This window comes from Bacillus sp. ISL-75 (genome assembly GCF_018613095.1).
Genome location: NZ_JAGGQX010000050.1, coordinates 1 through 14,140 on the forward strand (window position 1 = coordinate 1; position 14,140 = coordinate 14,140).

Below are 14,140 nucleotides of genomic sequence, written 5' to 3' on the forward strand. Positions count from 1 at the left end.
TGAGACTTTTTCAGCAGTCTCCGTGGGTTCGCTCTTTTTTTGTGCTTGAAATTGGTGTTTGGCGGAATAAACCGGGGATTTAGCGGAATTCCGGATAAAGTTTGGCGGATAAAATTGAGCAGTTCGCGGAATTCCGGATAAGTTTGGCGGAATAACCAGAAAAGTTAGCGGAATCCCGCCAGGATCGGAGAGCTATACCACATAATTTAAGGTATCTAGGCTAGGTCGCCAAAATCCCAATTCAAGTAAGCAGAAAAAATATTCAAAGTAAACAAAAAAACGAGGCCATGGCAAGCCTCGTTTTTTTTGTAATATATAATGGGAGGTTTTTTTATAAAAATTGCTTATTTCTTTAGTAAGATTTTCTCAAGGTCATCGAGCATAATATTTGCTGACAGAACGCCGCCGGAGGTATTCCAAGTTGCGTCACTTACTTCATACACATGGCCGCTCTTAACCGCATTTAAGTTTTTCCAAAGTGGATCGTTTGTCCATTCTTTTGCCGTATCTAAGGCTGCTTTATCACCTGGTGGCGCATAGGTAAAGTAGAAAAGAAGGTCTCCATCCATTTTAGGAATGACTTCTTTGCCTACTTCTACAGCTAGTAAACCAAGCTTATTATCTGGAGTGAAAAGTGCTTCCTGCTGGGCAGCACGTTTAAAGCCTAATTGATTGAAAAGTACTCCAGAGAAAGAATCCGTGTAATAAATTCGAGATTTTCCTGCCATGAAGCGCACAACAGAAACCTCTTGATTCACTTTATCGCCGAGCTTGGCTTTTAGATCTTCCACATGTGTATCGTATGCGTTTAACACTTCGTTTCCTTTTTCCTCAAGATTTAATGCTTTTGCATACAATTTGAAGTTATCCTTCCAATCTCCTCTAAGCGTTTCTGAAAAAACAGTCGGGGCAATTGCACTAAGCTGGTCGTAAACCTTTTCTTGACGCAGCTTGTTGCCGATAATTAAATCTGGTTTCAATGAGGCGATTTTCTCCACATTGACTTCACTTTCAACTCCAACAACCTCAACGCCGTCCATATCCTTTTTTATATGTTCATACCAAGGATCTCCAAGCCAGGATTGAACTGCACCAACTGGTTTTACACCTAGTGCAAGCAGTGTTTCTGTTCCTTCATTTGTCAGAATAACGACTTTTTTAGGGGTACCTTTAATGGTGGTAGATCCCATCGCATGCTCAACCGTATAAGATTTTTCTGTAGTAGTTTTTGCTTCATTGTTCTTTTCACCATTTTTTGCTTCATTACCGCCGCCGCAAGCAGCTAATAAGAAAATGGCCATAACTGAAAAAAGAGTAAGTATGGTCTTGATTGCCTTCATTGTTTATGTAGCCTCCTTAGCTAATTGTTAATGATAATCATTTTCAATGACAACTTAATCATAAAATGAGTAGTACCTATATGTCAACGCTTTAATTGAAAATGATTATCAAAATTAATTACAATTTTGTGAACCGTACACGATATAATTGAAAATGATTTTCAAAGTCATTGACAATGATTATCAATTGGAGATAGACTTAAATTAATTAATTAAACTATTAAGAAGTTAGAAAGGTTACCATGATATGCTCTTAAAAAGTACCCCATTAAAATGGATTGGTTTACTAATTGCCATCTTGGTGATGGTGTTATTCATGTGTGCCAGTGTCATTTATGGTTATACAGATACCAGCTGGCGTACAGCATTTAATGCATTTACAAATAATAATGGATCCAATGAACATATCATTATTCAAACCGTCAGGCTGCCAAGAGCATTAATCGCTTCAGCCGTCGGGGCTAGTCTGGCCATTGCCGGTGTCCTCATGCAAACACTAACGAAGAATCCTCTCGCATCCCCAGGTATATTTGGGATCAATGCCGGTGGTGGGTTTGCAGTTGTCGTAGCTATGACTGTGTTTTCTGTAAATAGTTTACAAGCATTTAGCCTTCTTGCTTTTCTAGGAGCTGCCGTTGCAGCGATAAGTGTTTACGCTATTGGTTCATTTGGCCGTGAAGGTTTAACTCCAATGAAGCTCACATTAGCGGGGGCTGCGATGTCAGCGATGTTTTCCTCCTTTACCCAAGGATTGCTTGTACTGGATGAGGTCATGCTTGATCAGGTTTTGTTTTGGCTGGCAGGCTCTGTCCAGGGTCGAAAATTAGAGACGCTTGTCTCAGTTTTACCTTATATTGGGATCGGCTGGATTGGTGCCGTGTTAATTGCTGGTAAAATGAATATCCTGTCCATGGGGGAAGATGTTGCTAAGGGGCTTGGTTTAAACTCAGGACTTATCAAAATCGCCATAGGAATAATTGTTATTTTACTAGCGGGCGGTTCTGTCGCTGTCGCAGGTCCAATTGGTTTTGTGGGAATTGTGGTCCCACACATTACTAGATCGATTGTTGGGATTGATCATCGTTGGGTCATACCATTTTCTGCTGTTTTAGGGGCGATCCTATTAATCGCGGCAGATATCGCCGCAAGATACATTTTCATGCCGTCTGAGGTGCCTGTTGGCGTTATGACAGCCATCATTGGAACTCCATTCTTTATTTATATCGCAAGAAGGGGGTTCAATGGACGATGAGTAAATATAAAAATTTCCGCCTTTTTAATGGCAGATTGTCCTTTTTAGTTGATCGAAAAGCATCATTAACTTTTACCATCCTTCTCGTCGTTGCCTGCTTTGTTTTTGTGATTAGCACGGGAAGCGGTGAAATGAAGATTAACCCGCTTACAGTGATAAAAGTGTTATTCGGCGGCGGACCTGAGATGGAAACGCTTATAATTACATCTTTTCGCCTCCCAAGAATTATTGTCGCCTTAATGGTTGGGATTTCACTAGCGATTGCAGGCGGTATTTTACAAGGAATGATCCGAAATCCGCTAGCTTCCCCAGATGTTTTAGGGATTACAGGTGGAGCAGCGGCTGCCGTTGTAAGTTTTTTAGCGATTTTTAGTGATAAAAATCATTCATTAACGGTAAGTATCGCCTGGCTGCCATTAGCTGCTTTTATAGGTGCAACAGTGATAGGATTTTTAGTGTATTTCCTTGCTTGGAAAAATGGTGTTTCACCGATCAGGCTTGTGTTGATTGGAATTGGGATCTCAACGCTAACGCAAGCGATCACTACTTTAACCATGGTCATGGGCCCGATTTATCAGGCGAGCCAAGCTAATATATGGATTACCGGAACCGTGTACGGTTCCAATTGGAGTAATGTTGCGATTCTTGTCCCGTGGACGGTTGTCTTCGTGATTATTGCTTTGGCAGTCGCACGGACGATTAATCTCCAAGAACTCGGTGATGAGGTTGCAACTGGATTAGGCGGCAAGGTGCAAAAACAACGTTTTCTCTTATTAATGATTAGCACCGCCTTGATTGGAGGTTCTGTTGCTTTTGCCGGGGGCATCGGTTTTGTCGGCTTAATGGCACCGCATATGGCGAGAAGGTTAGTGGGTTCATCGTTTGGAGCATTGCTTCCGGCGAGCGCCTTGATTGGCGGGATTCTTGTCATGATCGCTGATTTAATTGGCAGAACGATGTTTTCACCGTTAGAAGTCCCAGCCGGTGTGTTTACCGCAGGCATCGGAGCACCGTATTTTATTTACTTACTTTTTAAAACTAGAAATGCCTAGAAAAGCGGAAGCGCCCGTTTAGCGAAGTACACTAGTCGCTGGGCGCTGGAGCTAGACAATAAGCAAACCAAAAAGTCGAAAAGGAGCTATCAGATGATGAATGCGATTGAAACGAAGAATTTATCACTATCCTATGGGGAGACTCTCATTATAGATGAATTAGATTTGAAGATTCCAAAGGGTGAAATTACCGTGTTTATTGGCGGAAATGGCTGCGGAAAATCAACTCTGCTTCGTTCAATCGCTCGTCTCTTGAAGCCAAAGTCTGGCGCTGTTTTGCTTGAAGGGAAAGCGATTGCCAAGCTGTCCACGAAGGACATTGCGAAAAAGATGGCAATTTTACCACAATCGCCTGCAGCACCTGAAGGGTTAACCGTCCTGCAGCTCGTCAAACAAGGCCGCTACCCACACCAAACATGGTTAAAACAATGGTCAGAGGAAGATGAGAAAAAGGTCAATGACGCCCTCAAGGCAACTCGATTAGAGGACCTAAAAGAAAGAACGGTTGATTCGCTCTCTGGAGGTCAGAGACAGCGTGCCTGGATTGCGATGACACTGGCTCAGGATACTGATGTTATTCTATTAGATGAACCGACTACCTACCTGGATATGACCCACCAAATCGAAATCCTTGATTTGCTGTTTGAACTAAATGAAAAGAAAAAGCGGACCGTTGTCATGGTACTTCACGATCTCAATCTTGCCTGCCGTTACGCCCATAATATCGTGGCTATCAAGGATCAGAAGGTATATGACCAAGGAAAACCGGAACATGTCATTAATTGCAGCCTCGTCAAAAATGTTTTTGGCATGGACTGTGAAGTAACAATAGACCCGCTATTTGGGACACCGCTCTGCATTCCTTATGGAAAGGGAAGATGTATCCTCGAAAAGGCGGTTGCGATGAATGGTTAAATTATTCGTGGAAAGTCAATTGCAAAAATACAGATTCAAGGCCAGTTTAGAGCATTCATTCAATGTTGCTGATCTCTTGGATGAATCGTACCTCAAGGACTTTTTGAAAAATTTAACCGATGCCCTTGAGGCGCCGTCTGAAAAAGCAGCTGCTTCCATTTTTATCAAACGCTATGCCTTTTTAGCGGTGATGTCACTTTATGCGATGACTGCTTTGAATACAAAGCTAAATGTATCGTTGGATAATATAAAAATGGAGTCGGCTGTTCGAGGGAGAGATTGGCTTCCGGCGATTTCATTTAAGGATGTTACAGTTCAGGACTGGGATGGCAACGACCGTTCTGAATGGCGAGCTAGCGTTTTGAAAGATCTATTTGCGAAGAACATTTTTCCACTGATCTCACAACTGGAAAAAACAGTCGGAATTTCGAAGTTAATCCTGTGGGAAAATATCGCTGTCTACTTATTTTGGCTCTATGAAAGCGAACTAAAAGATTATGATCAAGTTGCAGAGGATTTTCGCTACTTAATTTTAGAAGCCGAAGGAAAGTTATTTGGCGGCTACAACTTAAATCCACTGCAAAAATACTTTGCTGAAAAGACATATTTGGAAGAACGGGATGAAGAAGTAAGAGTAAGAAAGACCTGTTGTTATACATATCAACTGCCGGCAGGCAAACGCTGCAAAACTTGCCCATGTACCCAAATTACTAAAGACAGAAGGTGTCATGATGGAGAAAGCATTTGTGAAGCAGTTCGAAGCTTTGCTTGAAAAATATAGTGAACTATTGGTTGGGGAATCCACTGATGAAACGAGGGAAAAGGTGAAGGTATGGGCGTTGTATTCGCATATCGCCAAGTCAATGCCTGCTCTGGCTAAGCACTGGAATGGGCTCTACCCGGATGCGAAGGAAGAAATGATGCAGATTATTAATGAAATAAAAGTCATGAATGAACAACATCGCTCATCTTCTCAAAAATAAAATTCATACAAAAACCGGGGACAGCGAATGCCTCCGGTTTTTACAATTATTGAATAGTCCCGCTACTTGGTAATTGGTTAGTATACCCTTGAAATTGTTGGTAGGACTGCTGCAGCTTTTGCTGATCAGCAGCTTCAACTGAATACCAGCCCTTTTTAAACATGAGGTCATAAAGGTTGCGCTGGCATTGTTGAGTTTCTGTAAAAACTTGCATAATGTCCTGATACAATCCTTCGTGGCTTGCTTCATGCAGGGCCATACTGTAAGCACTTGTCATATACTTTTCCGTTGTTAGTAAATCATTGATGAAATCGCGTTCGTTCATTTGCGGCGTTTTTGGTACCTGAGTCTCAGGGTTTTTAATCTTTTGTTGTTGGTTTTGATATTGATTCATTTCAACTTTCCTCCTTTTTGCGTCTATTCTTTATTGCATATTATTGAGTGGCTGCTGTTGGTTGGCGTGCTGGCCTAGGTGACCTAGCAGTTGTTGGTAGTGGCGCTGGTGCATTTGTCCCACTTTATCTGCTTCTGCTTTTAATTCAGGGTCCTGACACTGCCCGGCAAAAAAGTGTGCTTTTTTAGCAGACAGCAAGTTCCATGACATCATATCTGTTAAATAAAGGGCATCTTTTGTTGATACAACTCCGGGAGGTTCTGGCATCCTCGTTTGTTGATTTTGCATGTTCATGTTAGGCATATTCATATTTTGTTGCTGCATATTAACCCTCCTAATTCGTGTAATCTTTACGACTATATGGTCTCTCAAACAGGAATTTTTATGCAAAATGAGAAACAGGCTGACGTACTCAGCCTGTTTTTCTTCATCCTCGTTTAAATTGATTGTTTTGGCTGTTTTTTTTGTCAACTTGAGCCTCTTCGCCGCCTGGCCCGCCATTGCCCTTCACACTCGCAGCACTAACGCCTGCTTTAGAAGGATCCTTCTTCATTTTCGCCATCGTTATCACCTCGGATATTAGGGTGCCCTTTTATAGCAAAATATTTAAAAATTTATTTTTAAAAAAAATTATAAAATTCCACGTTTATGGATTGCACAAATTTTCAAAATATTCTATAGTAAGTAATAATAATACTCATTCACATGTGAATTTTTTTTGACAAAAAAATGAATGAGTATTCATTCAAAGTTTGAAGGGGGAGACAATGTTGAACCAATTAATTAAAAAAGCAGCTGTCCTAGGGTCCGGAGTCATGGGGTCAGGAATTGCTGCCCACCTAGCCAATATCGGTATTCCTACACTATTATTGGATATTGTGCCACGTGAAGTAACGAAAGAAGAAGAAGCCAAAGGGCTGACTTTAGCGGATAAACAAGTCCGTAACCGCATCAGTACCACGTCCATTCAAAAATTATTGAAGCAAAAACCTGCCCCACTCGCGGTGAAAAAGAATTTGGCCCTGATTGAAGCCGGTAACCTTGAGGATGATTTAGTCAAGCTGAAAGATGTGGACTGGGTCATTGAGGTGGTTGTTGAAAACCTCAACGTCAAGAAACAGGTATTTGAAAAGGTCGAACAATACCGTAAACCTGGCAGCATCATTAGTTCCAATACCTCTGGAATTTCTGTAGAAGCGATGGTTGAAGGCCGTTCTGAAGATTTCCAAAAGCATTTCCTTGGCACGCACTTCTTTAACCCGCCGCGCTATTTGAAATTGCTTGAAGTGATTCCTACTCAATATACGGCTCCAGAAGTACTTTCATTCATGAAAACTTTCGGTGAGGATGTCTTAGGAAAAGGTGTGGTTGTCGCCAAGGATACACCAAACTTTATCGCTAACCGGATCGGGACTTACGGTCTGCTCGTAACTGTTCAGGAAATGTTGAAGGCAGGCTTAAGTGTCGGTGAAGTAGACTCCATCACCGGGCCACTCATTGGCCGGGCAAAGAGTGCAACCTTTCGAACACTAGACGTGGTTGGATTGGACACATTTTATCATGTGGCTAATAACGTCTATGAAAAAGTCGAAGGCAAAGAAAAGGAAGTTTTCGAAATCCCAGCCTTTTTGAAAGCAATGGTTGAAAAAGGCTGGCTTGGAAGCAAATCAGGTCAAGGCTTCTTTTTGAAAAAAGGGAAAGAGATTCTTGAATTGGATCCAAACACGTTAGAATATGGTCCACGGAAAAAGCTTTCGACACCTGCGGTTGAACTTAGCAAGCAGGAAAAAGGTACAGCGAATAAATTGAAAGCGCTTGTATATGCCAATGATCGGGCCGGACAATTCTTATGGAATACAATGGCACAGTCGCTTGTATACTCCGCGCAGCTATTAGGCGAGATTGCTGACGATATCGTTTCCATCGACCGTGCAATGAAATGGGGCTTTGGCTGGGAAACAGGCCCATTCGAAACATGGGATGCGATTGGGGTGGAAAAATCCGTTCAAAAAATGAAGGAAGCCGGTCTTGAAGTTCCAGCCTTGGTAACGGAAATGTTAGAAAAAGGACATTCATCCTTCTATTTAGAAGAAAATGGCGAGTTGTTCTTCTATGATAATGGCCAATATCGATTGGTTGAATTTAATCCGAAGGCACTCGACCTGAAAAAGATAAAGAAACAAAAAGGTATCATTAAAAAAAATAGCGGGGCAAGTCTGATTGATATCGGTGATGGCGTAGCCCTATTAGAGTTCCATTCACCTAACAATGCCATTGGTCTTGATATTGTTCAAATGATTAACTATGCCGTGGAAGAAGTTGAGAAGAACTATAAGGGGCTAGTCATCGGTAACCAAGGAAAGAACTTCTGTGTCGGAGCGAACCTAGCGATGATGCTCATGGAAGTGCAGGATGACAATATTTATGAACTTGATATGATTGTCCGTCACCTTCATAGTGCCTTGCTGAAAGTGAAATACAGTCCTAAGCCAGTCGTCGCTGCCCCATTTGGAATGACACTTGGCGGTGGTGCAGAGGTGTGCCTGCCGGCTGCGCACATTCAAGCTTCAGCCGAAACGTATATGGGCCTTGTTGAAGTTGGTGTCGGCTTACTTCCAGGCGGCGGCGGAAATAAAGAGCTTTATATGAAGCACTTAGAAAACCTTCCTAACGGTGTACCATTTGACCTGCAAAATGTCGCTAATAAAGTGTTTGAAACAATTGCCACCGCAAAAGTTTCCACATCCGCTGAAGAAGCACGTGAAAATAATTTCTTGGATTCTTCAGATGGAATCAGCTTTAATAACGATCACCTGCTTTATGATGCGAAACAAGCAGTGTTAGCTTTACACGAACAAGGCTATAAACCGAAAGTACGCAGAAAGGTGCCGGTCGTTGGTGAAACTGGCTATGCGACCCTGTTACTTGGTGCCGAAGCGATGCGTTTATCTGGGTATATTTCTGAGCATGATCTGAAAATTGCCAAGAAGATTGCCTATGTGATTGCAGGCGGAAAAGTACCATTCGGGACAGAAGTAGATGAGCAATATTTATTGGATCTTGAAAGAGAAGCTTTCTTAAGCCTAATTTCGGAGCCAAAATCACAGCAGCGCATGCAGCATATGCTTGTGAAGGGTAAACCATTAAGAAACTAATTTTAAAAAAAGGGGGCTGACCCCTCTTACAAAAGGTTTCGCTTAGATCGTTAAGAACGAGGGGATAGACCCCAATATAGATTCGTATTTTTCTAATTTAACAGAAAGTGAGGGAACTTCCATGAGAGAAGCGGTAATCGTTGCCGGAGCAAGGACCCCGGTAGGTAAAGCGAAGAAAGGTACGCTCGCCCATGTTCGCCCTGATGATTTGGGAGCATTGGTGGTAAAGGAAACATTAAGGCGTGCTGGAAATTATGAAGGGAATATTGATGATTTAATCATTGGATGTGCAATGCCTGAAGCGGAACAAGGCAACAACATGGCTCGCAATATTGGGGCATTAGCAGGTCTTCCATATACCGTTCCTGCGATCACAGTCAATCGTTTCTGTTCTTCAGGATTGCAGGCAATTGCTTATGCCGCACAGGGAATCATGCTAGGCCATACCGATACAGCTATCGCTGGCGGAGCAGAATCGATGAGCATGATCCCAATGATGGGGCATGTCGTCCGTCCAAATATCAAACTAGCAGAAACGGCTCCTCAGTATTATATGGGAATGGGTCACACGGCCGAGCAAGTGGCGATGAAATATGGAATTTCCCGCGAGGATCAAGATGCTTTTGCGGTAAGAAGCCATCAGCGTGCAGCAAAAGCGATTGCCGAAGGGAAGTTCGTCGATGAAATTGTTCCAGTCGATGTGACGATTCGGACGGTAGGTAATGACAATAAGCTTGTTGAAAAAACAATTCAATTTTCACAGGATGAAGGCGTTCGCCCAGATACAAATTTGCAGACATTAGGTAAACTCCGCCCGGCTTTCTCCGTGACAGGATCGGTAACGGCTGGTAATGCCTCGCAGACAAGTGACGGGGCTGCCGTCTTGCTTGTCATGGACCGTGAAAAGGCAGAGGCACTTGGTCTTAAGCCATTGGCAAAATTCAGATCCTTTGCTGTTGGCGGTGTCCCCCCTGAAATTATGGGTGTGGGACCGGTTGTTGCGATTCCAAAGGCCGTCAAACTTGCGGGTCTAGAGTTATCGGATATTAACTTATTTGAATTGAATGAAGCCTTTGCTTCCCAATCCCTCCAAGTTATTCGGGAATTAGGTCTAAATGATGAAATTGTTAACGTAAATGGAGGCGCCATTGCCCTAGGACATCCGCTTGGATGTACGGGAGCAAAATTAACGCTCTCACTAATTCACGAATTAAAACGCAGGAAAGAACAATTTGGTGTAGTAACGATGTGTATTGGCGGCGGAATGGGTGCAGCCGGCGTATTTGAATTACTTTAATCCATTATGGGCTGTCCCAAGCAAACCTGAACATATACCTTTTATAAGGGGGGCGGCTATCTGCCCCCACAAATCAAAGATTAGGAGGAATAAATAATGGCAAACCAAACAGAAAAAATCATTAAAGGCGGAAGCTTTTTAATTGAAGATATTACTTATGAGCAACTATTTACACCGGAGGATTTTACCGAAGAGCATTTGATGATTGCGAAAACAGCAGAAGATTTTGTTGAAAAAGAAGTGGTTCCACAGCTTGAACATTTAGAAAACCATGAGTTTGACCGGACGGTGAAGCTCCTTAAAAAAGCCGGTGAACTTGGTCTGTTAGCAGTTGACGTACCGGAGGAATATGAAGGCTTAGCCCTAGATAAGATTACCTCATCGCTACTTACCGAAAAAATGGCTGGAGGCGGTGGTTTCTCTCTTTCTCACGGGGCTCACGTGGGAATTGGTTCCCTGCCAATCGTGTTGTTCGGGAATGAGGACCAAAAACGCAGATATTTACCTGCCCTTGCATCAGGTGAAAAACTTGCCGCTTATGCCTTAACTGAACCAGGTTCTGGTTCTGATGCCCTTGGTGCCAGAACAACGGCTAAATTAAATGCTGCAGGTACTCATTATATTCTAAACGGGGAAAAGCAATGGATTACCAATGCCGGTTTTGCTGATGTATTTGTTGTATATGCAAAAATTGATGGCGAGCAATTCACCGCATTCATTGTTGATCGGGATTTCGCTGGAGTTTCAACTGGTGCAGAGGAGAAGAAAATGGGAATTAAGAGTTCTTCCACTCGGACGCTTATTTTAGAAGATGTTCCCGTTCCTGTCGAAAATTTATTAGGTGAAATTGGTAAAGGACATGTGATTGCCTTTAACATCTTAAATATCGGGCGTTATAAGCTTGCAGTTGGCAGTGTGGGTGGTTCCAAGAAGGCCTTTGAATTGACTGTTAAATATGCAAATGGGCGTCAACAATTTAAAACACCAATTTCACAATTCAATTTAACCAAAGAAAAATTCGGAACCCTGGCCTCTAAGATTTACGCGGCAGAAAGCTCTGTCTATCGTACCATTGGTCTGTACGAAGAAAACCAAGGCAAACTTTCAACTGAAGAAGAAAAGGATATTAAATTAGTGGCAAATTCAATTGCCGAATATGCGATTGAGTGTTCATTGAATAAATTCTTTGCAAGTGAAGTATTAGCCTATGTAACGGATGAAGGTGTACAAATTCATGGTGGATACGGATTTATGAAGGAGTATCCAATTGAAAGAGCGTATCGTGATGCACGTATTCAGCGTATTTTTGAAGGAACAAATGAAATTAACCGCCTGCTAGTGCCAGGCACCTTATTGAAAAAAGCGTTCAAGGGTGAGCTCCCATTATTCCAAAAGGCAGTGGCCCTTCAAGAGGAATTAATGATGTTAACACCAGAAGAACCTGGTGATGAGCCACTTGCACAGGAAAAATATCTTGTAAGAAATGCAAAAAAGATTGCCCTTTTAGCAGCTGGTTTAGCCACGCAAAAATATGGCAAAGCACTTGAAAAAGAGCAGGAAGTTTTAGCAAATATCGCGGATCTTATTTCTAACGTGTATGCAATGGAATCCGTTGTGTTACGTACTGAAAAGGCGATTGCAAAAACTGGTTTAGATAAGAACAAGCAGAAACTTCTTTATACACAAATTTACTGCCAAGAAGCCTTCAATGAGCTTGAGGCGATTGCCAAAGAAACATTAGTGGCTGTTGAACAAGGCGATACCTTGCGCATGATGTTGTCCTCGCTTCGTAAATTTACACGTCATACTCCAATTAATGTCATTGCGAAAAAACGTGAAGCTGCTGATGTCATAATTAAGGCCGAACGCTATCTTGTTTAATTAAATCAGGCTCCCTTTCTATTAGGAAGGGGGCTTAAATTTTTATATTAGAAAAGGAAGGAATTTTGAAAAATTAGTCGAATTTTTTTAAGTAGAACATATTTTTTGCATTAGGATTTTGAAAAACGGTATGATAATATTCAATTGACTCTAATAAGTCATTGATATTTTATAGGAAAAGGCGGTGAAATTGATGTCTCTGACGTTTTACTGGTATCCGAAATGCGGCACTTGTCGAAACGCGAAGAAATGGCTGGATGCCCATCAGCTTTCCTATGAAGAAGTACATATTGTTGAACATCCTCCAAGTCGTGAGGAATTGCAGGAATTTTATCAAAAAAGCGGACTGGAATTAAAGAAATTCTTTAACACAAGCGGTATGAAATATCGTGAATTAGGGATAAAGGATAAAATGAAGTCTGCAACAGATGAAGAACTGCTAGAATTACTGGCTTCCGATGGCATGTTAATCAAACGGCCGATTTTAACAGATGGTGAACGTGTCACCGTGGGCTTTAAAGAAGAAGAGTATGAAAAAATGTGGCAGTAAGCCTGCTCTTCCTTCATTACTAATGGGTATCGATTTATTTCGATGATAGATTTTAAAAAAAACAATGGAGGTTTTTTAAGATGAGTACACCAAAAGAATTACGGTATTCAGAAGAACATGAATGGGTAAAGGTTGAAGGGGAAAAAGTGCGTGTGGGGATTACTGCTTTTGCACAACATGAATTAGGAGATATCGTTTTCGTTGAACTTCCAGAGGTTGGCGATGAGTTATCTGCTGACGAACCATTTGGAAGTGTTGAATCTGTAAAAACTGTTTCTGAGCTTTACGCTCCAGTTAGTGGTAAAGTCGTTGAAGTAAATGAAGATTTAAGTGATAGCCCTGAGTTTGTCAACGAATCTCCATATGAAAAAGCATGGATGATTGTCATTGAATTATCAGACAGCAGCGAACTAGACAAGCTCATGACGGCTGAACAATATGAAGAAATGATTAAAGAAGACTAATTAATCCCGAAAAAGCGCCTTGTCAAGGTGCTTTTTCTCTTAATTTCCCACTTTTTCTTCTACTATTTTAGGGAATCTTATAATAAATATATTGAAGAGGGTGGGAGTATGACGTTAAAGCAGCAAAGAGTCGATGTTACTGATCGAGTGATTGGCAAAATGAAAAATGGGGAAATGGAACTGTTTCTTGATAATACACCGATTGGAAAAATGAAGCTTTCAGATCACATGCAAGTAGAATTAGAGCATCATTTTGAAGTGGATCAGCAAAAAATCTATCAACATGTCACGACAACAGAAAACCCTAATGCAAAATATACAGATTGTGATGATGGAGGATGGTGTTAACTAGGTAAATTTCACGTGAATTCTGAGGCAAATCCCTATTTTTAAAATGACAATAATGATAAAGTTAACATAGGCAGAAGAATGCACACGTAATCAATATTTTAGAATATGTTAACATAAACAACTTCTAATACAGGTGATGGATGATGAATGATTCGTATGTTGACAAAGTTCTTATTGTCGAAGGAAAATCAGATAAAAATAAGGTCAAAAGAATTGTTAAGGAACCAGTAGAAATTATTTGTACCAATGGTACGATCAGTATCACAAAATTAGATGAACTAATTGAATTTCTTGAGGATAAGGATGTCTATATTCTTGTGGATGCCGACTCCTCTGGTGAAAAGCTTCGCAAACAGTTAAAACGAGAATTTCCACAAGCGGAACATTTGTATATTGACCGGATGTATCGTGAGGTGGCAACAGCGCCAGTGCACCATTTGGCAACCGTTCTAATAGGAGCGAATATCGATGTTCATACCGAATTTTTAGAAATGGGTTAAAAGATA

The 14,140-nt window shown here is 41.5% G+C and carries 16 protein-coding genes; 12 read left to right on the plus strand and 4 right to left on the minus strand.

Going from position 1 to position 14,140, the window contains the following annotated elements:
• Positions 1-344: 344 nt before the first annotated feature.
• Complete coding sequence (locus J7E63_RS19445; protein WP_215015328.1) at positions 345-1,340, minus strand: ABC transporter substrate-binding protein; 996 nt, start codon at positions 1,338-1,340, stop codon at positions 345-347.
• 247 nt (positions 1,341-1,587) lie between these two features.
• Between J7E63_RS19445 and J7E63_RS19450 the strand changes: the two genes are divergently transcribed.
• From J7E63_RS19450 to J7E63_RS19470, 5 genes are all read left to right on the plus strand, one after another.
• Positions 1,588-2,592, plus strand: a complete 1,005-nt coding sequence (locus tag J7E63_RS19450) for a FecCD family ABC transporter permease (RefSeq protein ID WP_215015330.1) — start codon at positions 1,588-1,590, stop codon at positions 2,590-2,592.
• Complete coding sequence (locus tag J7E63_RS19455) at positions 2,589-3,644, plus strand: FecCD family ABC transporter permease (protein ID WP_215015331.1); 1,056 nt, start codon at positions 2,589-2,591, stop codon at positions 3,642-3,644. Before J7E63_RS19450 ends, J7E63_RS19455 begins: the two co-directional genes overlap by 4 nt.
• 96 nt (positions 3,645-3,740) lie before the next feature.
• Positions 3,741-4,559 (plus strand): ABC transporter ATP-binding protein, encoded by an 819-nt coding sequence (locus J7E63_RS19460; RefSeq protein ID WP_215015462.1) that lies wholly within the window; start codon positions 3,741-3,743, stop codon positions 4,557-4,559.
• Positions 4,552-5,331 carry a siderophore-iron reductase FhuF gene (fhuF, locus tag J7E63_RS19465; protein ID WP_215015333.1) on the plus strand — a complete coding sequence of 260 codons (780 nt, stop codon included), beginning with the start codon at positions 4,552-4,554 and terminating at the stop codon, positions 5,329-5,331. The genes J7E63_RS19460 and fhuF overlap by 8 nt, the downstream gene beginning before the upstream one ends.
• Positions 5,291-5,542, plus strand: coding sequence for a YusU family protein (locus tag J7E63_RS19470; protein ID WP_215015464.1), 252 nt, complete (start codon positions 5,291-5,293; stop codon positions 5,540-5,542). Before fhuF ends, J7E63_RS19470 begins: the two co-directional genes overlap by 41 nt.
• 46 nt (positions 5,543-5,588) lie before the next feature.
• On the opposite strand, the gene J7E63_RS19475 is transcribed toward J7E63_RS19470, so the two are convergent.
• From J7E63_RS19475 to J7E63_RS19485, 3 genes are all read right to left on the minus strand, one after another.
• Positions 5,589-5,936 (minus strand): spore coat protein, encoded by a 348-nt coding sequence (locus tag J7E63_RS19475; protein ID WP_215015335.1) that lies wholly within the window; start codon positions 5,934-5,936, stop codon positions 5,589-5,591.
• Between the two features lie 30 nt (positions 5,937-5,966).
• On the minus strand, positions 5,967-6,260 hold the full coding sequence (locus J7E63_RS19480) for a hypothetical protein (RefSeq protein ID WP_215015337.1): 294 nt from the start codon (positions 6,258-6,260) through the stop codon (positions 5,967-5,969).
• 103 nt (positions 6,261-6,363) lie between these two features.
• Positions 6,364-6,498, minus strand: a complete 135-nt coding sequence (locus tag J7E63_RS19485) for a YuzL family protein (RefSeq protein WP_215015339.1) — start codon at positions 6,496-6,498, stop codon at positions 6,364-6,366.
• A gap of 205 nt (positions 6,499-6,703) precedes the next feature.
• Between J7E63_RS19485 and J7E63_RS19490 the strand changes: the two genes are divergently transcribed.
• From J7E63_RS19490 to J7E63_RS19520, 7 genes are all read left to right on the plus strand, one after another.
• Positions 6,704-9,091, plus strand: a complete 2,388-nt coding sequence (locus J7E63_RS19490; RefSeq protein ID WP_215015341.1) for a 3-hydroxyacyl-CoA dehydrogenase/enoyl-CoA hydratase family protein — start codon at positions 6,704-6,706, stop codon at positions 9,089-9,091.
• Between the two features lie 121 nt (positions 9,092-9,212).
• A complete protein-coding gene (locus J7E63_RS19495) occupies positions 9,213-10,388 on the plus strand; it encodes an acetyl-CoA C-acetyltransferase (RefSeq protein ID WP_215015343.1) in 1,176 nt (391 codons plus the stop codon).
• Between the two features lie 96 nt (positions 10,389-10,484).
• The gene (locus J7E63_RS19500) at positions 10,485-12,269 is read left to right on the plus strand and encodes an acyl-CoA dehydrogenase family protein (protein ID WP_215015345.1); all 1,785 of its coding nucleotides are present in this window, start codon (positions 10,485-10,487) and stop codon (positions 12,267-12,269) included.
• A 193-nt stretch (positions 12,270-12,462) separates the two neighbouring features.
• Positions 12,463-12,819, plus strand: coding sequence for an arsenate reductase family protein (locus J7E63_RS19505; protein ID WP_088089509.1), 357 nt, complete (start codon positions 12,463-12,465; stop codon positions 12,817-12,819).
• Positions 12,820-12,899: 80 nt separating this feature from the next.
• The gene (gcvH, locus tag J7E63_RS19510; protein ID WP_168245606.1) at positions 12,900-13,283 is read left to right on the plus strand and encodes a glycine cleavage system protein GcvH; all 384 of its coding nucleotides are present in this window, start codon (positions 12,900-12,902) and stop codon (positions 13,281-13,283) included.
• A 108-nt stretch (positions 13,284-13,391) separates the two neighbouring features.
• Entirely contained in the window at positions 13,392-13,631 is a 240-nt protein-coding gene (locus tag J7E63_RS19515; RefSeq protein ID WP_214715623.1) for a YusG family protein, read from the plus strand.
• Between the two features lie 146 nt (positions 13,632-13,777).
• Positions 13,778-14,134: a toprim domain-containing protein gene (locus J7E63_RS19520; RefSeq protein ID WP_088089506.1), complete on the plus strand. Its 357-nt coding sequence runs from the start codon at positions 13,778-13,780 to the stop codon at positions 14,132-14,134.
• Positions 14,135-14,140 lie beyond the last annotated feature (6 nt).